Raw genomic sequence first — 23,715 nt, 5'->3', positions numbered from 1 at the left:
TCGTCGGTCCGGCGCAACGCGGCAACCGCCGACGTCGAGACCGGCGGTCGGGATCCCAGAAGGCGTGCGGTCCCGCATTTGCCCGCCGCCCGCTGTCCGGCCGCCAGCTCGAGACGAATGCGGCGCGATCCAGCGCACCCGGCCACAACACCAGACCACGGTTCAGCTGCAACCGCCCCGCGCCCCTACCGGGAGGTCAAGACGAATGCGCCGCCGACGCCGAGATCGACGCTGACGCCGGTAGCGAGACCAGAAAGAGTGCCCCACCGCATCTGCCCGCCGCCCGCTGTCGGCCGCCAACTCAGAACAATGCGGCGCAATCCAGCTGCAACCGCCCCGCGTTCGCAACCGGGCGGTCAGGACGAGTGCGCGGCGATCCAGCGCAACGCGAGGCCGTAACCGTCCACTCCGAGGCCGACGATCACGCCGGTCGCGATGTCGGACAGCACGCTGTGGTGCCGGAATTCCTCGCGCTTGTGCACGTTGCTGATGTGCAGCTCGATCAGCGGCGCGGTGAGCTGGGCGGCGGCGTCGCGGACGGCGATCGAGTAGTGCGTCCACGCGCCGGCGTTCAGTACGACCGGCGCGCCCGCGTCGGCGGCTTCGTGCAGCCAGCCGACCAGTTCGCCTTCGTGGTCGGTCTGCCGGACCTCGACGTCGAGACCGAGCTCCTGGCCGGTCGTGACGCACAGCTGCGCGAGGTCGTCGTGTGTGGTGGAGCCGTAGACGTCCGGCTCGCGTTTGCCCAGGCGGCCGAGGTTGGGGCCGTTGAACACGAACGCCTTCACAGCAGCACGCTCCCGCCGTTTTCCGGGGTCTCGGCCGCGATCGCCGAGTACGCGGCGGCGAGCAGCGACGGGTCGGGGCCTTCCAGACGGCCGGGTTTGCCGAGCCCGTCGAGGACGACGAACCGCAGTACGCCGGAGCGGGTTTTCTTGTCGCCCTTCATGGTTTCCAGCAGCTGGGGCAACGCGTCCGGGGCGTAGGTGGTAGGCAGGCCGATCAGCTTGAGCACGGAGGCGTGCCGGTCGGCGGTGGCGTCGTCGAGGCGTCCGGCCAGCCGGGCCAGTTCCGCCGCGAACACCAGGCCGACGCTGACCGCCGCGCCGTGCCGCCAGCGGTAGCGCTCGCGGCGTTCGATGGCGTGGCCGAGGGTGTGGCCGTAGTTGAGGATTTCGCGCAGGTCGGACTCGCGCAGGTCGGCCGCGACGACGTCGGCCTTCACCTGGATCGAGCGGCGGACCAGCTCGGCGAGCACGTCACCGGTCGGGTCGAGCGCTCGTTCCGGGTCGGCCTCGATCAGCTCGAGGATCCGCGGGTCGGCGATGAACCCGGTCTTGACGATCTCGGCCATCCCGGCGACGAGTTCGTTGCGCGGCAAGGATTCCAGCGTCGCGAGATCGACCAGGACGGCCGAGGGCTCGTGGAAGACGCCGACGAGGTTCTTGCCCGCCTCGGTGTTGATCCCGGTCTTCCCGCCGACCGCCGCGTCGACCATGCCGAGCAGCGTCGTCGGCACGTTCACCAGCCGGACGCCGCGCATCCAGGTGCCCGCGACGAACCCGGCGAGGTCCGTGACCGCCCCGCCGCCGAGCGCGACGACCACGCCGCGCCGGTCCAGCCCGATCCGGCCGAGGACCTCCCAGCAGAAACTGGCGACGGAGAAGGCCTTGCCGTCCTCTGCGTCAGGAATTTCGACGCGGTGCGCGTCGAGACCGGCCGCGGCCAGCTCGTCGCGTACGGCCTCGGCGGTGGCGGTGAGCGTCGGCGGGTGGATCAGCGCGACCTTCGACGCGTCGGCGAGCTGCTCGGTGAGTTCGCCGAGCAGGCCGCGCCCCACGAGCACGTCGTACGGCTGCGCGGTGGCGACCCGGATCCGGACGGGCGGGGTGGCGGACACGGTTCTCCTCACTGCTCCCGGACCCGGCGGTCCTGGGCTGCGTGGTCCTGGGCTGGGCGGTGGCTCAGTGGCATCGGCTGCTCGCGGCCGACGCGGGTGCGGACGGGCTGCTGGCTCCCGCCGGACTTGGCGGCCCGCCAGCCCGGCGCGACAGACCGAACGTGGTTCGGAGCAGCCAGCCGGACGGAGCCGTGCTGGCCGGTGCCGGGCCGGTGGCGGGTCACTGTTCGCGGACCCGGTCGGGTTCGAGGGCGGCGACGGCGGCCGCGACGACCTCTTCCGGCGTCAGCTTGTCGGTCTCGATCTCGACGGTCGCCACCTCGCGGTACACCGGCAGCCGCTGATCGAGCAGGGCTTTGAAGGTGGCGCGCGGGTTGATCCCGGCGAGCAGCGGGCGGGCGCTGGACATCCCGGTGCGCTGCACTCCGGCGGCGAGCCCGACGTTCAGGAAAACCACGATGTGGTCCTGAAGCCGGGCGCGGGTGCCCGGGCTGAGCGGGGCGCCGCCGCCGAGGGAGAGCACGCCGTCGTGTTCGGCGAGTGCGGTGGCGACCGCTTCCTCCTCGAGCGCGCGGAACGCCGGTTCGCCGTCGTCGGCGAAGATGTCCGAGATGGCGCGTCCGGCGCGGGCGACGATGTCGTCGTCGGTGTCTCGGAAGGTCACGCCGAGCGCGGCGGCCAGCAGCGGGCCGACCGTGCTCTTGCCGGAGCCCGGCGGTCCGACGACGACCGCGCGCGGGCTCACCAGCGCTCCTCGAGCGCCTTCAAGTACGCCTGCGCGTTGCGCCGGGTCTCGGCGAGCGAGTCGCCGCCGAACTTCTCCAGCGCCGCGTCCGCGACGACCAGCGCCACGACCGACTCCAGCACCACGCCCGCGCGCGGCACCGCGCACACGTCGGAGCGCTGGTGGATCGCCACGGCGGGCTCGCCGGTCTTGACGTCCACTGTGGACAGTGCCTTGGGCACGGTCGAGATCGGCTTCATCGCGACGCGCACCCGCAGCGGTTCGCCGTTGGTGATGCCGCCTTCGAGCCCGCCCGCGCGGTTCGACCGGCGCGTGACGCCGACCGGTCCGGTGCCGCGGTCGATCTCGTCGTGCGCCTGGCTGCCCCAGCGGCGGGCGGTGGTGAAGCCGTCGCCGACCTCGACGCCCTTCATCGCCTGCACGCCCATGAGCGCGCCGGCGAGCCGCGCGTCGAGACGGCGGTCCCAGTGCACGTGCGAGCCGAGGCCCGGCGGCAGTCCGTAGACGATCACCTCGATCACGCCGCCGACGGTGTCGCCGGCCTTCCGCACCGCGTCGACCTCGGCGACCATCGCCTCGGTCCCCTCGGCCGAGAACGCGCGCACCGGGCTCTCGTCGATCGCCGCGAGGTCGCCCGGCTGCGGCAGCGGGCCGTCCGGGGCGTCGGCGCCGCCGATGGAGACGACATGGCTCAGCACCTCGGCCCCGAGCAGCTGCCGCAGGAAGTTCCGCGCGACCGTGCCGAGCGCAGTCCGCGAGGCTGTCTCGCGGGCGCTGGCGCGCTCCAGGACGGGACGGGCCTCGTCGAAGCCGTACTTCTGCATGCCGGGCAGGTCGGCGTGCCCCGGGCGGGGCCGGGTCAGCGGCTCGTTGCGGGCGAGCCCGGCGAGCTCGGCCTCGTCGACCGGGTCGGCCGCCATGACCTTCTCCCACTTGGGCCACTCGGCGTTCTCGATCTGGACGGCGATCGGGCCGCCCTGGGTGACCCCGTGCCGGACCCCGCCGAGGAACTGGACCTGGTCGGTCTCGAAGCCCATCCGCGGGCTGCGGCCGAACCCGAGCCGGCGCCGCGCGAGCTGCGCGGACAAGTCCGAGGTCGTCACCTCCACCCCGGCAGGCAGCCCCTCGAGCACAGCGGCGAGGGCGGGTCCGTGCGATTCTCCAGCGGTGATCCAGCGCAGCACCGGACAATCCTGTCACGGCCGGTCCGAGCGCCTGGCAGAGCCCCTGGCCTCAGGCGATGCCCGTTCCAGCGGCTGGGAACACCGCGCACGCCCAGGTGGCCAGAACCAGGCCGGGGCCGTAGGGCACGCGGAGAGGTCCGGCCCGGATTCGGGAGTGCACAGGCCCGGTCTGCGGCGCGGGGGCAGCGACCGTCGGCAAAGGGGCGGAGCCGGTTGGCGCGGGCACGCGGGCACCGTCGGCCGGAATGGCATTCGGAAGTTCTCCCCGGCTCTCGGACCGGAGTGACAGCGCGCCGGTCTCGGTGGCCGGTAGGCGGACAGAACTCCCAGATCCGCGTGCTTGCTGGATCCGGCGCAGCAGCCACATCGGCACCATGGCCGCCGCGCTCACCATCGCCGCCAGGACCGCGGCCACCGCCGGGGCCAGTCCGCCGACCGCGCCCAGCACAGCGCCGAAAGACCCGGCCAGCTTCACGTCCCCGGGGCCGAGCCCGCCCGCGGACAAGCGATGGACGATCAGGTGCGTCCCGCCGAACAGCAGGCATCCCAAGACCGCACCTGCGGCCAACCGCCATCCCCCGCCACTGAGGGCGGCGAGAGCGAGCGTCAGGGCCACCACGGGGTAAGCGGGCAGGGTGAGGACGTCCGGGAGGCGGCGGTGCCGGACATCGGCCAGCGCGAGGGGCACGCCGAGCACCGAAACCAGCCACGCCACGGGCAGCCACCAAGCCGGGAGCGCGCCAGAGTCGGCACGCGCCGCGGCCACCGCGACTGCCGCGACGGCGGTTGTCATGCCGAGTACGGCGGAGACCGGGGCACCGGCTTTCTTCGTCATCACCAGCAGCACGAGGACCACCGCCCCGGCTGCGAGCACTGCTGTCAGAACCATGCGACCAGCCTGTCGCCACCGCCTGGACCAGGGCAAACAAATCAGGGTGCGAGGGGACCCCTCGTGCGCGACACGCCGGAAGGTTCACTCGACGGAGGCACTTCAGCCGCGAGAAGAAGCCAAAACCCCGTCCCCGGCAAGGGAAGCCCGCCGGTATCCGGTCGGATTGACGCCGCGCAGCCGTTTGAACGCCGAGCTGAACCCGAACGCGTCCGAGTACCCCACCGCGCGCGCCACCTCCGCGATCGGCATCGACGGCTGTTCCGTCAGGAGGTCCGCGGCCAGGGTCATCCGCCATCGGGTCAGGTAGGTCATCGGCGGCTCCCCCGCCAGGTCCGCGAAGCGTTTGGCCAACGTGGACCGCGAAACTCCGGTCCGGGCGGCCAGCGTGACGACCGTCCACGGCGCCGCCGGATCCGCGTGCAGCAAGCGGAGGGCCGCGCCCACCACCCGGTCCCGCTGGGCCGCCCACCACGGCGGCGGCGTTCCCCCTGGACGGTCGAACCAGTCGCGCAGGAGGCAGACCAGCATCCAGTCCAGCAAGCGGTCCAGGACGACTTGCTGGCCCGGCGCGTCGACGGCCAGTTCGGCTGCCAGATGATCCAGCACCGGATCTTCCGCGGCCGAGGACGGCGGCCGGACGACTACCGGCAGTGCGTCCAGCAGCGCCGACATCCGGCCGCGGCTCCGCACCGGGTACGCGCCGACGATCAGGTTGGTTTCGCCGTGAAAGGGATCGTTCCAGCCCAGGCGATGCCGAGTGCCGCCCTGGTCGGGAGTCGCGCAGAACTCGCCGCAGTCGACCGGGGCGGCGGAGGTGTCGAGACTGTCCACGAAGGAAAACGGGCCGCGCACGAGGATGGTCTCGCGGGCCCGCAACAGCTCCGGCGGGTGATCTTCCGGAACGACCCAGCCCTCGCCGCTCAACAGCGTGCACAGGGTCAGCGGGGCACCGTCCACGAAGCGCAGCGACCACGGCGCCGACAGGGCCGTGCAGCCGAACAACGAACCCTGCGCCCGGACCCCGCGGATCAAATCGCTGAACGCGTCCACTCCCCCGAGACTAGACGAATGGACAGGAAATCCGGCGTATTACCCATGGGATCGTCCGAAGACACCCGGTTGAATCCCAGTCATGAGCACTCTCACCGACCACGATCTCGAGTTCCTCCGCCGTCCCCTGCACGGCTTCCTGACCGTCGCCGCCGGACCGCGGCCGCCGCAGCCCCGGCCGGTGTGGTTCGAGGCCGCCGACGACGGCACGATCCAGCTGTTCATGTCCCCGGACTCGGCCAAGATCCGCCAGCTGCGCGAGGACCCGCGCGCGTCGATCGTCGTCGCGGCGCCGGTCGGGGAACCGGAGCGCTGGGTGTCCGTCGCCGGGCACGTCACGATCGAGACCGACGGCGGGCACGACCTCGCCCGCAGGCTCGCCGCCCGGTATTGGGACCTCAGCACCCCGGAAGCCGAAGCCGGGCTGAAACTGCTGCAGGACCTCGACCAGGTCCGGGTCGTCATCCGCCCGGAGAAGGTGCACCGCTACGCGTTCTGAGCCGTCCGCGCGCGGATCGCCCGCACCAGCAGCACCAGGCCGCAGACCACGCAGACCGCTTCGGTGATCACGCCCCAGTATTCGTACTGGCTGTTGAACTGGTCGTGCACGCCGTAGAAGCCCACCGTCACCGACAGCAGGTAGGCCAGCAGCGTCACGCCGCCGAAGCCCAGCGTCAGGAACGCGGGCAGCCAGTGCCGCCAGGCGAGCAAGGCGACCGCGATCAGCACGCCGGCGATGCCGTTCACCAAAAAGAGCGGCCCGACGACCGGGATGTCGGCGTAGCCGCTGCCCCAGTACAGATAGAAGTGGATCGCCGCCGAGCCCGCCAAGCCCGCCGCGCCCAGCACTCGCAGCCAGGTGGTCCCCATGCCGTCTCCTTCCGTGCGTGCTGCCGGATATCGACTACACGCATGGGCGACCGCGGCGGTTCACCGGCACTTGGAGCCGTCCCGGTTCGTTGCACTGGGCATGACTGCCGAACTTCACTCCCGCCGTTCCGTTCTCGTCTCCGGAGCTGCCGTCGCCAGTACCGCAGCCGTCGCGCTCACCGCGTGCGGGAGCGGCGACAGCGGGTCCGGAAAGGCCGCGCCGAAGGCGGGCGGCAAGGTGCTCGCGCTGGCGGAAGTGCCGGTGGGACAAGCGAAATCCGCGAAGACACCGGACGGGCAGGACGTGCTCGTGGCACAGCCGTCGGCCGGGACGGTCGCCTGTTTCAGCGCCGTCTGCACGCACCAGGGCTGCACGGTGAACCCGCCGCGCAACGGTCAGGCGACCTGTCCGTGCCACGGTTCGGTGTTCGACGCGCTGACCGGCGAGGTCAAGAAGGGACCGGCGAGCCAGCCGCTGTCCAAAGTGGCCGTGAAGGTCGAGAACGGGGAGGTCGTCACGGCCTGACCGGAGCCGCCCTTTGTGGACAAGCTCTGTCCACAAAGGGCGGTCGGATCAATCGTTCCAGGTGAACAGCTCGTCGCCGGCGGCGACCGTGCGCCCGCCTTCGAGGCCGGCGAGCACGTCGGCGGACGCGTCGAGGCCGACGACCGGGACGATCGGCGAGTAGCCCTTGGCGGCGACCGCCTCCGGGTCCCAGCCGACGATCGGCTGGCCCGCCCGCACCGTCTCGCCCTTGACGACGTGCAGGGTGAACCCCTCGCCCTTTTCCTTGACCGTGTCGATGCCGAGGTGCACGAGCACCGCGCGGCCGTCCTCGGTGGCCACGACGTACGCGTGCGGGTGCAGCGTCACCACGGTCCCGTCGACCGGGGCGACCGCGTCGGCGCGGCCGCCGGACGGCCGGACCGCGATGCCCGGGCCCACCATCGCCTCGGCGAACACCGGGTCGGGCACCTCGGTGATCGCGACGACCTCGCCCGCGACCGGGCTCAGGATCGGCAGGCTCACATCAAGTCCTCGATGTCGCTGGCGATGGTGTCCGCCTCCGGGCCGACGATGACCTGGACCGCCGAGCCCATCTTCACGACGCCCATCGCGCCGGCGGCCTTGAGCGCCGCTTCGTCCACGGCGGACATGTCCTCGATCTCGCACCGCAGCCGCGTGATGCAGCCCTCGATCTCGATGACGTTGTCCGCGCCGCCGAGCGCCGCGAGAATCTTTTCCGGCCTGTCATCCGCCATCGCGGCCTCCTCGTATCCCGTTGGTTTTCCACCTGGAACAGGTGCTGCCCGCCACCATTACTACGCCGTTTGCCGCCTTGCCCGGCGAGCCCGGCCACGAACGGATAACGGTGGTTGACACCCGCTCTCGCTGCGGAGCATCCTGCCCCATCAGATCATTGGTCTAGACCGGAACGTACCAATCTTCCGGCGCGGACGCGAGCACCGGCCCCGGTGCGCGAGGAGCGAGGGAGGGCGACATCGAGATGAGTGCGGCCGCGCACGTTCCGCCGTCCGACCCCGCCGAGCGCGTGGTGAACGGGCCGACCCCGAAGCACGCCCAGCTGCGGGAGATCCTGCGCCGCCTGGTGGAGCGCGAGCTCCCGCCGGGCTCGCCGATCCCGTCCGAGCGAGAGCTCGCGCAGCACTACGGCGTTTCGAGGCTCACCGTCCGTTCGGCGATCGGGAAGCTCGTCGAGGAAGGACTGCTGGCCCGGGTCAGGGGCAAGGGCACCTTCACCGCCGCGAGGCGGATGGAACTGCAAGTGTACCTGATGTCGTTCACCGACGACATGCGCCGGCGCGGGCTCACCCCGACCACCGAAGTGATCTCGACCTCGACCGAGGTCCCGCCGGTGACTTCGGCGCACGCGCTCGGCCTCGCCGAGGGCGTGCCCGCGCACCGGCTCGTGCGGCTGCGGCGCGCCGACGGCGTTCCGCTGGCCGTGGAACGCGGCTGGTACCACGCGGGCCGGACCCCCGGCCTGCTCGACCTCGACCTGACCCGTTCGCTGTACGCCCAGCTGGCCGACGCTTTCTCGCTCCGGCCGGACCGGGCGTACCAGACGGTGTGGGCCGAATCCGCGGACCGCGAAACGGCGCGCCTGCTCGGCATGCGCACCGGCAGTCCGCTCCTGGTGTTCCGCCGGGTTTCCAGCTCGGGCGGCGAACCGGTGGAGGACATGACGTCCTGGTACCGGGGCGACCACTACCAGGTGACCATGCAGCTGGACCGGAACACCCCGGGTTCCGGCGACCAACCCCACAATGGAGGTATCCGATGAGCGCCACCACCGCGGCTGGGGCTAGCGGAAAGAAGAAGGGCGGCGGCCTTGCCGGGCTGCAGCGCTTCGGCCGCAGCCTCATGCTGCCGATCGCGACCCTGCCCGCGGCCGGCCTGCTGAACCGGCTCGGCCAGGACGACGTCCTCGGCAAGGACGGCCTCAACTGGGGCAAAGCCGCCGACGTGATCGGCGCGGCGGGCGGCGGCATCTTCGACTGGCTGCCGCTGATCTTCGCGATCGGCATCGCGGTCGGCTTCGCCCGCAAGGGCGACGGCTCGACCGCCGTCGCGGCCGTCATCGGCTGGGTCGTGTTCAACAAGGTGATCCAGGCGATCGCCCCGATCAAGAGCCAGCAGGGCTACAAGCCCGGCTGGGACCTCGCGCCGATCCACTGGCCCTACAGCGTCCTGACCGGCATCGTGTCCGGCATCGTGGCGGCCCTGCTGTGGCAGCGCTACCACCGGATCAAGCTGCCGTCCTGGCTGGCCTTCTTCGGCGGCCGCCGGTTCGTGCCGATCATCACCGCGCTGGCGATGATCGTCCTCGGCGTCGTGTTCGGCCTGCTGTTCAAGTACGTCGACGAGGGCATCACCGCGGCGGGCAAGGCGGTCGTCGGCTCGCCGGTCCTCGGCGGCGGGATCTACGGCATGCTCAACCGCCTGCTCATCCCGGTCGGCCTGCACCAGCTGCTGAACGTTCCGGTGTGGTTCATCTTCGGCGGCGGCGACCTGACCAACTTCTTCAACCACGTCCAGGGCTCCGGCGCCTTCATGACCGGGTTCTTCCCGATCATGATGTTCGCCCTTCCCGCCGCGGCGTTCGCGATCGTGCACACCGCGCGTCCCGGGCAGCGCAAGCTCGTCGGCAGCATCATGATCTCGGCCGCGCTGACCGCCTTCGTCACCGGCGTCACCGAGCCGATCGAATTCGCGTTCATGTTCGTCGCATGGCCGCTGTACATCTTCCACGCGGTGATGACCGGCATCTCGCTCGCGGTCTGCAACGCGCTGGGCATCCACCTCGGCTTCTCGTTCTCCGGCGGCGCGATCGACTTCGCGCTGAACTCGTCGCTGGACACCGCGCACAAGGCCTGGCTGATCATCCCGATCGGGCTCGTGCTGGCCGTGATCTACTACGTGGTGTTCCGGTTCGTGATCACCAAGTTCAACCTGCGCACGCCGGGCCGCGAGGACGATTCGGTCGAGGCGGACCTCGAGCGCACGGCCGCGAAGTAATACCCGAGAAAGGCAAGAGAGGTACACCATGCCGGAGAAACGCGTCACCGTGGCCAGCAAGGTGGGGCTGCACGCTCGGCCGGCCGCTCTGGTCGCCAAGGCGGCCGCGGCCCAGCCCGTGGCGGTGCGGATCGCCAAGGACGGCGGCGACCCGGTGGCCGCCGGCAGCGTCCTCAACCTGATGACCCTCGCCGCCGCGTACGGCGACGAGGTCGTCATCAGCGCCGAAGGCGACGGTGCCGAGGCGGCGGTCGAGGCCGTCGCCGAGCTGGTCGCCACCGATCTCGACGCTCAGTAGCGATACCGCTCCACGGGGAAACCGCGAACCGTGCGGGGTGCCGGACCTTCCGGGGCCTCGCACGGTTCGTCGCGTCAGGGCACTGCGAGGCGGCCGCCGCGCGGGTCCTATTACGCTGGCGGACATGGAGAGCCTGCGCCTGATCGACGAATGGCCAGTGGACAACGCCGCGGCCGGGGTGGTCTCCGCTTCCGGCGAGGTGCGCGGACGCCACGGCGACCCGGCCCGCCAGTTCCGGCTCGCGTCGGTCACCAAGCTGCTCACCGCCTATGCCGCGCACATCGCGATCGAAGAGGGCGTCGTCGAGCTGGACACGCCTGCCGGGCCCGAGGGCTCCACCGTCGCGCATCTGCTCGCGCACACTTCCGGGCTCGCCTTCGACGCGCACAAGGCGATGGCCGAGCCCGGCACGCGCCGGCTGTATTCCAACGCCGGGTTCGAGGAACTCGCCGACGCGCTGGCCGAGCACTCCGGCATCGAATTCGCCGAGTACCAGCGGGAAGCGCTTTTCGAACCGCTGGGCATGACGTCGACGCGCCTGGAGGGCTCCCCCGCCGCGGGCGCGGTGTCCACATTGGACGATCTGATTCGGTTCGCCGCGGAACTGCAGGCCCCGAAGCTTCTCGCGCCGGAAACCCTGAACGCGGCCACCGAAATCGCGTTCCCGGGGCTGAACGGCGTGCTGCCCGGCTTCGGGCACCAGAAGCCGAACGACTGGGGCCTCGGCTTCGAACTGCGCGACCACAAGAGCCCGCATTGGACGGGCGCGAACAGCTCGCCGCGCACGTTCGGCCATTTCGGGCAGTCGGGCACTTTCCTGTGGGTGGACCCGGAAGCGGGCCACGCCTGCGTCGGGCTCGCCGACCGGTCGTTCGGACCGTGGGCGGCGCAAGCGTGGCCGCCGTTCACCGACGCCGTGCTGGCGGAACTCTCCGCGTGAGACGCTGGTTGGCGCTGGCCGCCGTGCTGCTTGTCGCGAGTTGTTCCGCACCGGCCGCACAAACCCAAGCGCCACCAGCAATACCCGCGCCGGACGCTCCGCTTCCGTTGGGCACCAACGGTGCCGCGGCACCAAAACTGAGCTGGGCACCGTGCCACGGCGGTTTCCAGTGCGCGACCGCGCCGGTACCGGTGAGCTACCGCGAACCTGGCGGCGCGAAGCTGAATCTCTCGGTGATCCGCATGCCGGCCACCGATCCCGCGCATCGCGTCGGGTCGCTGGTGATCAATTTCGGCGGGCCGGGCACCGACGGCGTCAGCGAGCTGATGCGGTTCGGCCCGCGGTACCCGGACGAGTTGCGGGCCAAGTTCGACCTGGTGAGCTTCGACCCGCGCGGAGTCGGCGGCAGCGCGCCGGTGCAGTGCCCGGGAACGCCGCCCGCGGCCGGGTCTCCGTTGCGGGACAGCGCGGCGTTCTGGGCGGCGAGCGCGGCCGTCGGCAAGGCGTGCGCGGCCGCGACCGGTGCCGAGTTGTCGCACCTGTCCACGGCGAATGTCGCGCGGGACATGGATGTGCTCCGGCAGGCGCTGGGCGAGCAGCAGCTGAACTTCTACGGCTATTCGTACGGCACGTATCTCGGCGGCACCTACGCGAACCTGTTCCCCGGCAAGCTGCGCGCGATGGTCCTCGACGGGACGCTCGACCTCGTCGCGAATTCCACCGGACAGCCGGGTCAGCAGCACAAACCGGTCGACGTGCGCGCGGACATAGCGACTGCGCAGCAACAGGAACTCGAAGCGTTCTTCGCGGCCTGCGACGCGGCCGGGCCGGGCAAATGCGCGTTCGCCGGCGGTGACCTGAAGCAGAAATTCGCCGCGGTGTTCGCGCGGTTGACGCACGGCCCGGTCGGCGGCATGACGGTGTCGTCGCTGATGGAAACGATCGACCGGGCGCTGTATCAATCGTCCCGGTGGCCGTGGCTGGCGAAAACGCTCGCCGGGCTCGTGCCGTCCTCCCCGGTGTCCCCCGCGCCGGTGCTCGATCCGCGCGTGCCGACGCATTCGCCCGGCTTCCTCGCGGTGCAGTGCCTGGACAGCGAACTCCCGCAGGAGCCCGCCGAGTACGCCGCACTCGCTGCGGCAGAAGCGGAACGGCAGCCGTACTTCGGGGTCGCGCCAGTGTTTTCGATGGCCCAGTGCGTCGGCTGGCCCGCGCGGGACGAGGACCGGTACCTCGGGCCGTGGAACCGGCCTCGCCAGCACCCGATCCTGATCCTGGCCAACCGGAACGATCCGGTCACCCCGCTCGCCAACGCCCAGGCCGCCGCGCGGGAACTCGGCGACGGCCACGTGGCCGTGGTGGACGGCGCCGGGCACACGACGCTCGACGTGCCAAGCACGGCCGCTTCCGCGGCGACGGCACGGTATTTCGTGGACCTGACGGTGCCTCCGGACGGGACGGTCTACCCGCCGGAGGTCCGGCCGTTCCCCTAGCCGTTCAGCACGTTGATCGGCTCGCCCGCCTGGAACGCGGCGATGTCCTCCACCGCGCCGCCGTAGAAAATCTCGTACGTTTCCCGGCTCACGTACCCGATGTGCGGCGTCAGGATCGCGTTGTCCAGCGTGCGCAGCGGATGGTCCGCGGGCAGCGGCTCGACATCGTAGACATCCAGCGCGGCCGCCGCGATCTTCTTGCCGCGCAACGCCTCCAGCAAAGCCGATTCGTCCACGATCGGCCCGCGCGAGGTGTTCACCAGCAGCGCGCTCGGCTTCATCGCGGCGAATTCGGCGGCACCGACCAGTCCGCGAGTGCGGTCGGACAGCACCAAGTGGACCGACAGCACATCGGACTGCGCGAACAAGTCCTCTTTGGACACTGCGGTGACGCCGTGCTCGGCCGCCCGTTCCGGCGTGAGATTCTGGCTCCACGCAATCGGTTTCATCCCGAACGCCTGGCCGATCCGGGCGACCTCGGCGCCCAGCCTGCCGAGACCGAGCAGGCCGAGCGTCTTGTCGCGCAACGACGTCCCGAGGCCGACCTGCCAGCCGCCCTCTCGCATCGAGCGGAACTCCGCGGGCAGATTGCGCGCACCGGCCAGGATGAGCGCCCACGCGTGTTCCACGGTCGACGCGCCGAGGGCACCGGTCGCGGACACCACCACGCCGCACCGCTTCGCCGCGTCCAGATCGATCGCCGCGTTCCTCCGGCCGGTGCTGACCAGCAGCCTCAGGTCCGGCAGCCGGTCGAACACGGCGGCCGGGAACGGCGTGCGCTCGCGCATCGCGACCACGACGTCGAACCCGGCCAGTCGCGTCACCACCTCGTCCGGTCCGGCGAACGGCTCGGTGAACACCTCGATCTCCGCCCCGAGCGGCTCCCAGTCCGCACACTGGAGAGCCACGTTCTGGTAGTCGTCGAGAATCGCGATCTTCATGCCGCCCACCGTAACCCGGCGAGGTCAGGCGTTCCGCGCCCGCTCGATGATCTCGTCGATCACCTCGTTCTTCGCGTCGGCGTAATTCTGCACGTACTCCCAGACCTGCGCGGCCAGTTCGCGTTTCGTCGCCAGGTACAGCGCCAGCTCCTCCGGATGAGTGCGCAGCCGGTTCCGGAACAGCAGATAGCGCTCGGTCTGGCCGTTGCCGGGCGAATGGACGTGCAGGTTGACGTTCGTGTCCGGGCCCTTGAAACAGCGGTGCTTCTCCCAGTCCGGCTCGCGGATCACCAGCCGGTAGCCCGCCGCTTCGAGGTCGGGCACATACGCCGCTTCATCGTTCGAATCGGGCACCTCGAGCAGAATGTCGACGATCGGTTTGGCCGCGAGCCCCGGCACCGAGGTGGATCCGACATGCTCGAGCAGCAGCACGCGTTCCCCGAGCGCCCCGCGGATGCGCTCCGCCTCGCGTTCGTAGAGCCGCGGCCATTCCGGGTCGTACTCGGCGAGCGTGATCGTGGTGCCGAGTTTCGGAGCCTCGCCGACCCACGCCGCTTGGATTTCTTGCTCGCCGGACTGTTGCCTGGTCACAGTGCATCCCCCTGATGCTGGACGAAAACAGTCGGCCAGAATATCAGGAAATCGGCAGCGGCAGGATGTTTCCGGTCGCCTCGCGCAGCGCCGCCCGCATCGCCTCGCGCGGAGCCGGTTGCCCGGTGAACTGCTCCGCTTGCCCGAATGCCTGGTGCAGCAGCATGTCGAGGCCGGTCGCGAGCCGTCCGCCGCGGCGTTCGACCGCCTCGGCCAGCGGCGTCGGCCACGGGTGGTAGATCACGTCGAGCACACTGCCGATCCGCGACAGCTCCGCGAGGTGCGGCACGACCGCGTCCGGCGGCACCGTGTTGACCAGCACCGCCGCGCGGTCCGCCAGGTCGGCGAAGTTGGCGTCGGACCAACGCAGCACGTCGACGTCCAGGCCCGCGCGTTTGGCCGCGTCCAGCGTTTCCGAGGCCCTCGCCGGTTCCCGCACCACCAAGCGCACCGCCGTGACGCCGAGCGCGGCGAGTGCGACCACCGCGGCGGCGGCCGTCCCGCCCGCGCCGAGCACTACTGCCTGGTCGTTGGCGGAAGGCGAGTAGCCACCGGCGTACCGCAGCGCCCCGGTCACCCCGTCGACGTCGGTGCAGTCCGCGAGCCAGCCGTCCGCCCCGCGCACGAGCGTGTTCGCCGCACCGACCGCGGCCGCGCGCGGCGTGACCTCGGCGGCGTGGTCGAGGGCGGCGCGTTTGCCGGGCATGGTGACCGAAAGGCCGACCCATTCCGGGCCGAGGCCGTCGACGAACCCGGGCAGTTCGGCGGCGTCCTTCTCGATCCGGTCGTAGGTCCAGCCGTCCAGGCCCAGCGCCGCGAACGCCGCGCGGTGCAGCACCGGCGACAGCGAATGCGCCACCGGCTTGCCCAGCACCGCCGCGCGGCGCGGCCGGTCAGTAGACGCCACGCTGCTCCGCCAGGTGCTTGTTCTCGTTGTGCTGGTCGTTCGTGACCGCGAAGCAGGAATGCCCGTCCTTCTCGCATTTCACGAAGTACGCCCAGTCGCCGGGCGTCGGGCTGACCGCGGCCTTGATCGCGTCCGCGCTGGGCACCGCGATCGGCGTCGGCGGGAGACCGTAGTTGGCGTAGGTGTTGTACGGCCCCGATTTCGCCCGGTCCTCCGGTTTGGTGAGCAGCGTCGGGCGGTCCAGCACGTAGTTGACCGTCGAGTCGAGCTGCAGCCGGATGCGCTGCGAAAGCCGGTTGTAGATCACCCGCGAGATCTTGCCGAAGTCCGGGGTGATCGCCTCGCGCTCGATGAGCGACGCGATGATCAGCGTCTGGTACGGCGACATCCCCGGCCCGGTGTTCTGCGCGGTGAGCCCGGCCGCCTGGATCGCATCGGCGGACTGCTTCACCAGCTCGGTGATCAGCTCGGTCGCGCTCCAGCCGGGTTTCACGTCGTACACGCCGGGCGCGATCAGCCCTTCGAGGCGTTTGTCCTTGCTCAGCGCCTTGCCCGCGTCGGCCAGCGCCCAGTCGGGCGCGCCGAGGGCCTTGAGGTCCGCGTCGGCGACCGTCTTGCGCAGCTGGTCCACCGAAATGCAGGTGCTCTTGCCGTTCAATGTGGCGCACGACGCCTTCGACATCAGGCTGAACACGCCCGGCGTGACCTTGCCGTCCGGCTGCGTGATGTCGTCGAATTGCGTGTACGGCCGGATTTCCAGCCGCCCGACCCGTGCCGTCGGCGAGGTGATCAGGTCGACCGCGCTCTCGCCCGACATGTGCTGGCGCAGCAGGTAGTAGCCCTGCTGGATCTTGCTGAGCGCGGTGTTTTCCGCGCCCGCCTTCACGAACGCCCGGGTACTCGCGACCACACCCGCGTCAGTGAGCTTCGCGCCGATCGCGGACGTCGTGTCGCCCTGCTCGACCTGCACGAGCGCGTCGCCCTCGCCGGAACCGTCGTAGTCCGCGTAGCCGAAGATCTTCTGGTAGCCGAACCAGGCCCCGCCGCTGAGCAGGACCAGCACGAGCACCGCGGCGATCCAGCCGATCGCGCGCTTGCGCTTCTTGCGGGTCTTCTTCGCGGGCGGCTCGTCGACCGGCGGCTCTGCCCCGTCTACGGGATAGCCGTCCTCGTCGTAGCCGTCGTACTCGTCGTCGTAGTCCTCGTACTCGCCGTATTCGTCGTACTCGTCCTCGAAGAGGCCGTCGATCGGCCGCTCGTCCGGGTGCTCCGGTTCGTGCGCGTCGGGCACGGTCGGGATCACCTCGGTGGGCTGCTCGGACTGCTGCCGACGCGGCGGCTGGGTGCGCGGATCACGCGGCATCGACGCGTCCGCGAAACGCGGGTCGCGCGGCATGGAGGCCTCGGCGAACCGGGGATCCGGCGGCATCGACGCGTCCGCGAACCGAGGATCGCGCGGCATCGAGGCCTCGGCAAAGCCCGGGTCCGGCGGCATCGACGCGTCCGCGAACCGAGGATCGCGCGGCATCGAGGCCTCGGCGAACCGAGGATCCGGCGGCATGGAGCCGTCCGGCGGCGGAGCGGGAGCGCGCCGAGCCGGAGGGGGCGGCGGCATCTCCGGTGGTCGGCGACGGCCAGGCGCGGCAGCTTCCACTGGCATGTCGACGGCGTCCCGGCGACGGCGACCGGACGGCGGTCCGGCGTCGACCGGAGGCGGAATGTCCTCGCGCCGGCGGCGACGCCCAGCGGGCGGCTCGCTCGGCGGCGGCGGCGCGTCCTCAAACCGGCGACGGCCTGGTTCAGCGTCGACCGCCGGAACGTGTTCGCGGCGACGGCGCCGTCCGGCTGGCGGCTCGACGTCCGCGGGCGGAACGTCGTTCCCGGCCACCGGTTCCTCGCCGGGAGCGATCCGGCGCGGACGGGCGCGCGGAAGGTCGTCGGCCGCGTGCGGCGGCAAATCCCAGTTCTCCGTCGACCGCTTCGGCCGGTCCTGCGGCGGGGCCGGACGAGCCCGCCGGGTCGGCGGCGCGTCGGCGGCCGGGCGGCGAGGCGGTTCGGCCGGAGGCATCGCGTCCGGTGCGACGCGACGGGTCGCGTCGCCGGCGGGGCGAGGCGCTCCCTCCGGCGCGCGCCGTCGCCCTTCCGCCGCGGGAGGACGCTGGGGCACGTCGCCGCGCGGGCGTCGTCGTTCGCCGGGCGGCGGCATGCCGTCGGCCGCCGCGCGGCGAGCGGGCGGTTCGTCTTCGGGCTCGCGTCGCCTGCGCCGTCCGGCCGGAGCGCCGGAACCCGCCGCGGGGTCCGGGAGATCCGGGTTGTCGGGGTTGCGCAGCCGACGGCGGCCACCCGGGTTGCCGGGGCCGCGAGGGTCGGTCATGAGTCGCCTTTCCGGGCGCGGTGCGCGGCGGCGGCGTCGAGCCAGGCTTGCAGGATCTCGACGGCCGCTGCCTGGTCCACCACGGCGCGCTGCTTGCGTCCCTTGACCCCCCGCTGGGACAGCATTCGCGACGCGGTGACCGTCGTCAACCGCTCGTCCGCCAGCCGCACGGGTACGTCCCCCACGCGCCCGGCGAGCTTCTCCGCATACGCGAGCGCCGTGTCCGCGGCCGCGCCCTGCCGGTTCGCCAGCGTCCTCGGCAAGCCCACGATCACCTCGACCACCTCGTGTTCGGTGACGAGGTCGGCAAGCCGGTCCAGATCGCTGTCGTCCTTCGCATCACGGGAGAGGGTAACGAGCGGGCTCGCGAGGACGGGGGCGGGATCGCTCAGCGCGACCCCCACCCGGACAGACCCGACATCGACCGCGAGCCGCCTGCCCCGTCCCGGATCGGACTCGCCGGGCCGATCCGGGCCTCTCCGGGGGTTAGCGGCCAAGGTTCGCGACCGCCGCGCGCAGCGCCGTCACGGCCTGCTCCGCGCCCGCCGGGTTGCTGCCGCCGCCCTGGGCCATGTCCGGCTTGCCGCCGCCGCGTCCGCCGATCGCCTCGGCGAACGACGGCACGAGCTTGCCCGCCGCGATGCCCTTGTCGCGCGCCGCCGAGGTCGTGGCGACCACGAAGGCCACCTTCTCCCCCGAAGGCGCGAACAGCGCCACGACGCCGGCGCGGTCGCCGAGGCGGCCGCGGATGTCCGACGCGAGCGCGCGCAGGCCGTTGCCGTCGACGTCCGGCACGACCTCGGCGACCACCGAGACGCCGTTGACGTCCTGCGCCTTGTCCGCCAGCGCGCCGGCCGAGCCGAGCACCTGCTTCGTGCGCAGCTGCTCGATCTCCTTCTCGGCGTTCTTCAGCCGGGTCAGCACGTCCTCGATCCGGCCGGGCAGTTCGTCGGACGGCACCTTGAACGTGTTCGCCAGCTGCGACACGAGCAGCTGCTCCTTGCGGACGTGCTTGAGCGCGTCCGGGCCGACCAGCGCTTCGACGCGGTGCACGCCGGAGCCGACCGACGCGTCCGACACCAGCTTGACCAAGCCCAGCTGGCCGATCCGCTCGACGTGCGTGCCGCCGCACAGCTCGCGCGAGTACTCGCCCATGTCGACAACGCGGACGTCGTTGCCGTACTTCTCGCCGAACAGCGCGACCGCGCCCAGCTCGAGCGCCTTGTCCTTCGTGGTGGTGTAGCTCTGCACCTCGACGTCGGTCTGCAGGTAGTCGTTCACTTCCTGCTCGACCTCGGTGAGGATGTCGGCCGACACCGCGCCCGGCGTGGTGAAGTCGAACCGCATCCGGCCCGGCGCGTTGAGCGAACCGGCCTGCGCGGCGCGTTTGCCGTACGCGCCGCGGACCGCGGCGTGCACGAGGTGCGTCGCCGAGTGCGAGCGCTCGATCGAGAGCCTGCGGTTCGCGTCCACCGATCCGGTGAGCCGGGTGTCGATCGCGACCTCGCCCTGGGTGACCTCGACGCGGTGCACGAACAGGCCCGGCACGATCTTCTGCACGTCGAGCACCTTCAGCTCGACGCCGTCGCCGACCAGGACGCCGGTGTCGGCGATCTGCCCGCCGCTCTCGGCGTAGAACGGGGTGCGGTCGAGCACCAGCTCGGCCTTGCGGCCCGCGGCGACGCTGCGCACCGGCAGACCGTCTTCGAGCAGGCCGACGACCTTCGCGTCCGCCTGCAGCTCGGTGTAGCCGAGGAACTCGGTTTCGCCGTGCTGCTCCAGCACCTTGCGGTACTCGGACAGGTCGCCGTGGCCGCTCTTGCGCGACGCCGCGTCCGCCTTCGCGCGCTTGCGCTGCTCTTCCATGAGCGTGCGGAACCCGGCTTCGTCGACGGTCAGGCCCTGTTCGGCCGCCATCTCCAGCGTCAGGTCGATCGGGAAGCCGTAGGTGTCGTGCAGCTGGAACGCCTTGTCGCCGGCGAGGACGTCGCCGCCGCCCTTCTTCGTCTCGGCCGCGGCCAGGTCGAAGATCCGCGAACCGCTGGTGAGGGTGGCGAGGAACGCCTCCTCCTCGACGCGCACGACCTCGGAGATCCGGTCGAAGCCGCTGACCAGCTCGGGGTAGGTCGGGCCCATGGTCTGGCTGACGACCTTCGCGAACTCCTGCAGCACCGGCTCCTGCACGCCCAGCAGGCGCGTGGAGCGGACGATGCGGCGCAGCAGCCGGCGCAGCACGTAGCCGCGGCCGTCGTTGCCCGGGGTGACGCCGTCGCCGATCAGCAGCACGCCGGTGCGCGCGTGGTCGGCGATGACGCGGAAGCGCACGTCGTCGGCGTGGTTCGCGCCGTAGCGGCGGCCGGAGAACTCCTCGGCGCGGCCGATCACCGGACGCACCAGGTCGGTCTCGTACACGTTCTCGACGCCCTGCAGGATCGTCGCGACGCGCTCGACGCCCATGCCGGTGTCGATGTTCTTCTTCGGCAGCTCGCCGATCGGCGGGTGGCCCGCCTTCGGGCTCTGGTCGCCGCGGACGTCCTGCATGAAGACGAGGTTCCAGATCTCGATGTAGCGGTCCTCGTCGGCGACCGGGCCGCCTTCCCGGCCGTAGGCGGGGCCGCGGTCGTAGTAGATCTCCGAGCACGGGCCGCCGGGACCGGGGACGCCCATGTCCCAGTAGTTGTCCTTGCCGTCGCGGACCTGGATCCGTTCGCTGGGCAGGCCGGTGAGCTTGCGCCACAGCCCGGCCGCCTCGCTGTCCTTCTCGTAGACGGTCGCCCAGATCCGGTCCGGGTCGAGGCCGAAGCCGCCGTCGTCCTGGGACTTGGTGATCAGCTCCCAGGCGTTCTCGATCGCGCCTTCCTTGAAGTAGTCGCCGAACGAGAAGTTGCCCGCCATCTGGAAGAACGTGTTGTGCCGGGTGGTCTTGCCGACCTCGTCGATGTCCGGCGTGCGCACGCACTTCTGCACCGAGGTCGCACGCGGGTAGGGCGGCGGGGCCTCGCCGAGGAAGTACGGCTTGAACTGGACCATGCCCGCGTTGACGAACAGCAGGTTCGGGTCGTCGAGGATCAGCGGGGCGCTCGGCACCCGCGTGTGGCCCCGGCTCTCGAAGTGGCGCAGGAAACGGTCGGTGATCTCGTGTGTGTCCACGGGTGAAGTCCTTGTGCTGGGCCCCGGCTTCGGCCGGGGAAGGAAACGGGGTCGGAGGCGGCGGAAGGCGCGCGGAGATCAGCCCTCCGCCCGGCGAGCTCGCCGGGCGGGGCGACGTGCGGCGTGCCTGCCCGCGCCGGAAGGCGGCGCGACGGCGGCGGTCCGCTCCTCGACCATGTCGTGCAGCTCCTGTTCCCGTTCGTTCATCCCGGCGCGCACCTCGGCGCCGAACGAACCGACGGCGCCCGCGAGTTCCCGCACGGCGTCGCCCAGGTTCGATGCTAACCCGGCGGGCGTGGCCTGACGAGCGGTTTCGGTCGCCTTGCGGCTCAGCGCGACCCCGGCGACGACCCCGACCCCGAGCCAGAACAGCCGCTTCACTTCTTCCCCCGGCGGGCCGGGCGCTGCGCCTTCGCTTCCTGCTTCTTGCGGCGCGCGCGGATGGCTTTGCTGATCCCGTACGAGAGCGCGGCCGTCTTCACCAGCGGACCGCCGAGCGTCGCGGTGAAGACCGAGGACAGCGCGGACACGTTGCCGCTCACCGCCTGCGCGTTCGAGGTGATCCCGTCGACCCGCTCGAGCTGCGTGTTGACGTGCGTGATCGTCTCGTTGGCCCCGATCAGGATCGGGTCGCTGTTCTCGTGCGCCTTGCGGATCGCGATCGTCGCCTCGTCCAGCGTGCGGCCGAGCTTGAGCAGCGGGATCGCCAGCAGCAAGACCAGCAGTACGAAAGCTCCTGCGGCGATCAGCGCGGCGATCTGCCCTGCCGACACGGGCCCTCCTCGGGTGGTGCGGGATTGAGTGGATGTGAGGTTACCGCCTGCGCCGCCTTTCGGCCGGGACCCCCCGCCGCTGCGGTCACCCAGCGCAGCCGCCGCGGCGGAAAACCGTTCGCGCGCGGGCGTCGGGGCTGGTCTCCTCGGCCGATGGACTCCTCGAACCGAAGCGGTCCGCTCCCCCGCGTGCTCGCCGGGCCGGGCGGCCCCGCGGCCGACGTGCTCGCCGACCTTCCCGGCGCGGACCTGACGACGCTGCAACTGGAAGTAGCCCGGCGCCGTGCCGCGAAACTGCGCGGCCCGGACGTCCTGCGCCGCTACCGCGAGGACCGGTTCACCACGCCCGCCCCGGTGCCCTTCGAGGTTGCGCGGCGGGTCGAAGACGCCCTGCTTTCCGCCGCGCCGCCGGAATTCGAACGGGTGACGCTCTCCCCGGTGACCCCGCTCGGCACCCATTCCACAGTGGCCGGACTAGCCCAGAACCGCGTCGTGCCCACCGGCCGCGGCACCGAGGTCGCCGCGGACCCGACGAACGCCCTGGCACTGGAAGCGGCGGTCCGGCGCACCGGTTCCTCGCCGGTGCGCCTCACCACCGTGCAACGCGTCGTCCGAGCCCAGCCTCCCGGTCCCGGATTCTTCGCACACTTCTCCCTCTTCGCGGCCGTCACCGCCGGTCGCGACCGAGGAAGTCTGGCGTTCGAACGCGAGCATCTGGTTGAGCACGCCCGATTCCTCACCACCGCGGTACGCACCGCCGGTGCTCGCGCGGCCGGCTTCCAAGTGACCACATTGGACAACCGCTTCGCCGATTTCGCCGCGTCCGTCCAGGAAGCACTGGCCGACGTCGCCGTTTCCGACGCCCCAGACCGCGCCGTCGGCCGCGATTACTACTCCGGCCTCTGCTTCACCGTCACCGCCGACTTCGGCTCCGGACACGAAGCCGTTGGTGATGGCGGCTTCACCCCGTGGACGGCACGGCTGCTTGGAAACGCGAAGGAACGCCTGCTCATCTCCGGCATCGGCGTGGACCGGGTCGCGTCACTGCTCAACGCCCCTTCTTGACGATCCCCTCGTACACCGCCGCCATGTCGTCCTCGCCGTGCCCCGCCTCGACCGCGGTCTCCAGATGCGCCAACGCGGCCGCCGCTCCGCCGACGTCGATCGCGTGCCCCGCCGCTTCCACCACGAGCCGCGCGTCCTTCGCCGCGAGCGACGCCGGAAAGCTGGCCGGATACTCGCCGGACAGCATCATGGGACCCTTCGCTCGCGCGTACGGAACGTCGAACCCCGTGCCGCTCATGACGTCGAAGAACAACTGCGGGTCCACACCAAGCACGCTCGCGAGCGCGAGGCTCTCGCCAGTACCGTTGGTGAGCGCGAGAACCCACGCGTTCATCACCAGCTTGAGCCGCGTCGCCGTGCCAGGCTCGGTACCGAGCCACCGAGTCTTGGACCCGATCGCGTTGAACACCTCTGCCGCACCTTCGTGCACGTTGTCCGGCCCAGCCGCGAGCACCTGAAGCTGCCCCTGCTCGGCGGGCCCTTTCGTCCCCATCACCGGACAATCAACGAACGGCACCCCCGCCGCGACGGCCGCCTGAGCGAGCCGATCAGCCCACTCGATCCCGACAGTGCTGGTCTGCAGCCAAATCGTCCCGGGTTCGAGCGAGAGCCCGCGAAAGACCTCAGCGACCGCCGGACCGTCGGCGAGCATGGTGACGAGGAAGTCCGCCCCCTTGACCGCCTCGCTGGGAGACCCGACAACGGTGACGCCCTCCGCGGCAAGCGGCTCAGCCTTAGCCCGAGTACGGTTCCAGGCCCGCACGGTCAACCCAGCGCGAGCAAGATTGGCGGCCATCGGACGGCCCATGATTCCGGTGCCAAGGAATGCGACTGTGGTCATCCGGCCATCGTGCCGTCAGCCGCGCGAATCGGCAGGATCAGCGGCCCAGCCCCAGCCCCGAGCTCACGGCGATCGGTGACCAACGCGGCGAACCAGGACAATCCGCCTCCACGACCGCACACCCGGCCATTCCGTGAGGGACCCTTCGCGGGCTCCCCCA

General features: G+C 71.2%; 25 protein-coding genes and 1 pseudogene. 8 read left to right on the top strand and 18 right to left on the bottom strand.

Features of this window, described 5'->3' with window-relative positions:
* Nucleotides 1–356: 356 nt before the first annotated feature.
* The 6 genes from aroQ to H5411_RS08535 form a co-directional block, all read right to left on the bottom strand.
* On the bottom strand, nt 357–788 hold the full coding sequence (gene aroQ / locus H5411_RS08560) for a type II 3-dehydroquinate dehydratase (RefSeq protein ID WP_101434588.1): 432 nt from the start codon (nt 786–788) through the stop codon (nt 357–359).
* On the bottom strand, nt 785–1,900 hold the full coding sequence (aroB, locus tag H5411_RS08555) for a 3-dehydroquinate synthase (protein WP_183123493.1): 1,116 nt from the start codon (nt 1,898–1,900) through the stop codon (nt 785–787). The genes aroQ and aroB overlap by 4 nt, the downstream gene beginning before the upstream one ends.
* Nucleotides 1,901–2,120: 220 nt before the next feature.
* Nucleotides 2,121–2,645, bottom strand: coding sequence for a shikimate kinase (locus H5411_RS08550; protein ID WP_183123492.1), 525 nt, complete (start codon nt 2,643–2,645; stop codon nt 2,121–2,123).
* Nucleotides 2,642–3,829, bottom strand: coding sequence for a chorismate synthase (gene aroC, locus H5411_RS08545; RefSeq protein ID WP_183123491.1), 1,188 nt, complete (start codon nt 3,827–3,829; stop codon nt 2,642–2,644). The genes H5411_RS08550 and aroC overlap by 4 nt, the downstream gene beginning before the upstream one ends.
* Before the next feature lie 49 nt (nt 3,830–3,878).
* Nucleotides 3,879–4,718 carry a prepilin peptidase gene (locus tag H5411_RS08540; protein WP_183123490.1) on the bottom strand — a complete coding sequence of 280 codons (840 nt, stop codon included), beginning with the start codon at nt 4,716–4,718 and terminating at the stop codon, nt 3,879–3,881.
* A gap of 102 nt (nt 4,719–4,820) precedes the next feature.
* Nucleotides 4,821–5,771 (bottom strand): AraC family transcriptional regulator, encoded by a 951-nt coding sequence (locus H5411_RS08535; RefSeq protein WP_183123489.1) that lies wholly within the window; start codon nt 5,769–5,771, stop codon nt 4,821–4,823.
* An 82-nt stretch (nt 5,772–5,853) separates the two neighbouring features.
* Between H5411_RS08535 and H5411_RS08530 the strand changes: the two genes are divergently transcribed.
* Nucleotides 5,854–6,270, top strand: a complete 417-nt coding sequence (locus H5411_RS08530) for a pyridoxamine 5'-phosphate oxidase family protein (RefSeq protein WP_183123488.1) — start codon at nt 5,854–5,856, stop codon at nt 6,268–6,270.
* On the opposite strand, the gene H5411_RS08525 is transcribed toward H5411_RS08530, so the two are convergent.
* Entirely contained in the window at nt 6,258–6,641 is a 384-nt protein-coding gene (locus tag H5411_RS08525; RefSeq protein WP_183123487.1) for a hypothetical protein, read from the bottom strand. The genes H5411_RS08530 and H5411_RS08525 overlap by 13 nt on opposite strands.
* Nucleotides 6,642–6,741: 100 nt before the next feature.
* On the opposite strand from H5411_RS08525, the gene H5411_RS08520 reads away from it, so the two are divergent.
* Nucleotides 6,742–7,167 (top strand): Rieske (2Fe-2S) protein, encoded by a 426-nt coding sequence (locus H5411_RS08520; protein ID WP_183123486.1) that lies wholly within the window; start codon nt 6,742–6,744, stop codon nt 7,165–7,167.
* 48 nt (nt 7,168–7,215) lie between these two features.
* Here the strand turns inward: H5411_RS08520 and H5411_RS08515 are convergent, their stop codons facing one another.
* A complete protein-coding gene (locus H5411_RS08515; RefSeq protein WP_101434596.1) occupies nt 7,216–7,671 on the bottom strand; it encodes a PTS sugar transporter subunit IIA in 456 nt (151 codons plus the stop codon).
* Complete coding sequence (locus H5411_RS08510; protein ID WP_101434597.1) at nt 7,668–7,904, bottom strand: glucose PTS transporter subunit EIIB; 237 nt, start codon at nt 7,902–7,904, stop codon at nt 7,668–7,670. Before H5411_RS08510 ends, H5411_RS08515 begins: the two co-directional genes overlap by 4 nt.
* Before the next feature lie 245 nt (nt 7,905–8,149).
* Here H5411_RS08510 and H5411_RS08505 point away from each other — a divergent pair, with 245 nt between their 5' ends.
* The 5 genes from H5411_RS08505 to H5411_RS08485 all read left to right on the top strand — a co-directional run bounded on the left by H5411_RS08505 (nt 8,150) and on the right by H5411_RS08485 (nt 12,913).
* Nucleotides 8,150–8,947 carry a GntR family transcriptional regulator gene (locus tag H5411_RS08505; RefSeq protein ID WP_183123485.1) on the top strand — a complete coding sequence of 266 codons (798 nt, stop codon included), beginning with the start codon at nt 8,150–8,152 and terminating at the stop codon, nt 8,945–8,947.
* On the top strand, nt 8,944–10,182 hold the full coding sequence (locus tag H5411_RS08500) for a PTS transporter subunit EIIC (RefSeq protein WP_101434599.1): 1,239 nt from the start codon (nt 8,944–8,946) through the stop codon (nt 10,180–10,182). Before H5411_RS08505 ends, H5411_RS08500 begins: the two co-directional genes overlap by 4 nt.
* Before the next feature lie 28 nt (nt 10,183–10,210).
* Nucleotides 10,211–10,480 (top strand): HPr family phosphocarrier protein, encoded by a 270-nt coding sequence (locus tag H5411_RS08495; protein WP_101434600.1) that lies wholly within the window; start codon nt 10,211–10,213, stop codon nt 10,478–10,480.
* A 124-nt stretch (nt 10,481–10,604) separates the two neighbouring features.
* Nucleotides 10,605–11,420 carry a serine hydrolase domain-containing protein gene (locus H5411_RS08490; protein ID WP_183123484.1) on the top strand — a complete coding sequence of 272 codons (816 nt, stop codon included), beginning with the start codon at nt 10,605–10,607 and terminating at the stop codon, nt 11,418–11,420.
* Entirely contained in the window at nt 11,417–12,913 is a 1,497-nt protein-coding gene (locus H5411_RS08485; RefSeq protein ID WP_183123483.1) for an alpha/beta hydrolase, read from the top strand. The genes H5411_RS08490 and H5411_RS08485 overlap by 4 nt, the downstream gene beginning before the upstream one ends.
* Here H5411_RS08485 and H5411_RS08480 read toward each other — a convergent pair.
* The 8 genes and pseudogenes from H5411_RS08480 to H5411_RS08445 all read right to left on the bottom strand — a co-directional run bounded on the left by H5411_RS08480 (nt 12,910) and on the right by H5411_RS08445 (nt 21,649).
* Nucleotides 12,910–13,854, bottom strand: a complete 945-nt coding sequence (locus H5411_RS08480; RefSeq protein WP_183123482.1) for a D-2-hydroxyacid dehydrogenase family protein — start codon at nt 13,852–13,854, stop codon at nt 12,910–12,912. The two genes, H5411_RS08485 and H5411_RS08480, sit on opposite strands and share 4 nt — an antisense overlap.
* A gap of 27 nt (nt 13,855–13,881) precedes the next feature.
* Nucleotides 13,882–14,445, bottom strand: a pseudogene (locus H5411_RS08475) (GrpB family protein); the annotation flags it as partial.
* A gap of 43 nt (nt 14,446–14,488) precedes the next feature.
* Complete coding sequence (locus tag H5411_RS08470; RefSeq protein WP_101434605.1) at nt 14,489–15,352, bottom strand: shikimate dehydrogenase; 864 nt, start codon at nt 15,350–15,352, stop codon at nt 14,489–14,491.
* The gene (gene mltG / locus H5411_RS08465; protein WP_246368868.1) at nt 15,339–17,726 is read right to left on the bottom strand and encodes an endolytic transglycosylase MltG; all 2,388 of its coding nucleotides are present in this window, start codon (nt 17,724–17,726) and stop codon (nt 15,339–15,341) included. Before mltG ends, H5411_RS08470 begins: the two co-directional genes overlap by 14 nt.
* On the bottom strand, nt 17,723–18,223 hold the full coding sequence (ruvX, locus tag H5411_RS08460) for a Holliday junction resolvase RuvX (RefSeq protein WP_067579314.1): 501 nt from the start codon (nt 18,221–18,223) through the stop codon (nt 17,723–17,725). The genes mltG and ruvX overlap by 4 nt, the downstream gene beginning before the upstream one ends.
* The gene (alaS, locus tag H5411_RS08455) at nt 18,213–20,876 is read right to left on the bottom strand and encodes an alanine--tRNA ligase (protein ID WP_183123480.1); all 2,664 of its coding nucleotides are present in this window, start codon (nt 20,874–20,876) and stop codon (nt 18,213–18,215) included. Before alaS ends, ruvX begins: the two co-directional genes overlap by 11 nt.
* 78 nt (nt 20,877–20,954) lie before the next feature.
* The gene (locus H5411_RS08450; RefSeq protein ID WP_101434607.1) at nt 20,955–21,257 is read right to left on the bottom strand and encodes a hypothetical protein; all 303 of its coding nucleotides are present in this window, start codon (nt 21,255–21,257) and stop codon (nt 20,955–20,957) included.
* Nucleotides 21,254–21,649: a DUF948 domain-containing protein gene (locus H5411_RS08445; RefSeq protein ID WP_101434608.1), complete on the bottom strand. Its 396-nt coding sequence runs from the start codon at nt 21,647–21,649 to the stop codon at nt 21,254–21,256. Before H5411_RS08445 ends, H5411_RS08450 begins: the two co-directional genes overlap by 4 nt.
* A 153-nt stretch (nt 21,650–21,802) precedes the next feature.
* Here H5411_RS08445 and H5411_RS08440 point away from each other — a divergent pair, with 153 nt between their 5' ends.
* Nucleotides 21,803–22,714, top strand: coding sequence for a hypothetical protein (locus tag H5411_RS08440; protein WP_183123479.1), 912 nt, complete (start codon nt 21,803–21,805; stop codon nt 22,712–22,714).
* On the opposite strand, the gene H5411_RS08435 is transcribed toward H5411_RS08440, so the two are convergent.
* Complete coding sequence (locus tag H5411_RS08435; RefSeq protein ID WP_183123478.1) at nt 22,698–23,555, bottom strand: NAD(P)-dependent oxidoreductase; 858 nt, start codon at nt 23,553–23,555, stop codon at nt 22,698–22,700. The genes H5411_RS08440 and H5411_RS08435 overlap by 17 nt on opposite strands.
* Between the last annotated feature and the right edge of the window lie 160 nt (nt 23,556–23,715).

It is taken from the genome of Amycolatopsis echigonensis, from assembly GCF_014174495.1.
GTDB classification, from domain to species: Bacteria; Actinomycetota; Actinomycetes; order Mycobacteriales; family Pseudonocardiaceae; genus Amycolatopsis; species Amycolatopsis echigonensis.
The sequence above is the reverse complement of the archived record's forward strand: the minus strand, read 5'-3'. Positions and strand labels throughout refer to the sequence as shown.

Bases quoted from the DNA above. Each gene is read 5' to 3' on its own strand.
- H5411_RS08540 (WP_183123490.1), bottom strand. From the start codon at position 4,718: ATGGTTCTGACAGCAGTGCTCGCAGCCGGGGCGGTGGTCCTCGTGCTG.
- H5411_RS08530 (WP_183123488.1), top strand. From the start codon at position 5,854: ATGAGCACTCTCACCGACCACGATCTCGAGTTCCTCCGCCGTCCCCTG.
- H5411_RS08525 (WP_183123487.1), bottom strand. From the start codon at position 6,641: ATGGGGACCACCTGGCTGCGAGTGCTGGGCGCGGCGGGCTTGGCGGGC.
- H5411_RS08520 (WP_183123486.1), top strand. From the start codon at position 6,742: ATGACTGCCGAACTTCACTCCCGCCGTTCCGTTCTCGTCTCCGGAGCT.
- H5411_RS08510 (WP_101434597.1), bottom strand. From the start codon at position 7,904: ATGGCGGATGACAGGCCGGAAAAGATTCTCGCGGCGCTCGGCGGCGCG.
- H5411_RS08505 (WP_183123485.1), top strand. From the start codon at position 8,150: ATGAGTGCGGCCGCGCACGTTCCGCCGTCCGACCCCGCCGAGCGCGTG.
- H5411_RS08500 (WP_101434599.1), top strand. From the start codon at position 8,944: ATGAGCGCCACCACCGCGGCTGGGGCTAGCGGAAAGAAGAAGGGCGGC.
- H5411_RS08495 (WP_101434600.1), top strand. From the start codon at position 10,211: ATGCCGGAGAAACGCGTCACCGTGGCCAGCAAGGTGGGGCTGCACGCT.
- H5411_RS08490 (WP_183123484.1), top strand. From the start codon at position 10,605: ATGGAGAGCCTGCGCCTGATCGACGAATGGCCAGTGGACAACGCCGCG.
- H5411_RS08480 (WP_183123482.1), bottom strand. From the start codon at position 13,854: ATGAAGATCGCGATTCTCGACGACTACCAGAACGTGGCTCTCCAGTGT.
- mltG (WP_246368868.1), bottom strand. From the start codon at position 17,726: ATGACCGACCCTCGCGGCCCCGGCAACCCGGGTGGCCGCCGTCGGCTG.
- H5411_RS08440 (WP_183123479.1), top strand. From the start codon at position 21,803: ATGGACTCCTCGAACCGAAGCGGTCCGCTCCCCCGCGTGCTCGCCGGG.
- H5411_RS08435 (WP_183123478.1), bottom strand. From the start codon at position 23,555: ATGACCACAGTCGCATTCCTTGGCACCGGAATCATGGGCCGTCCGATG.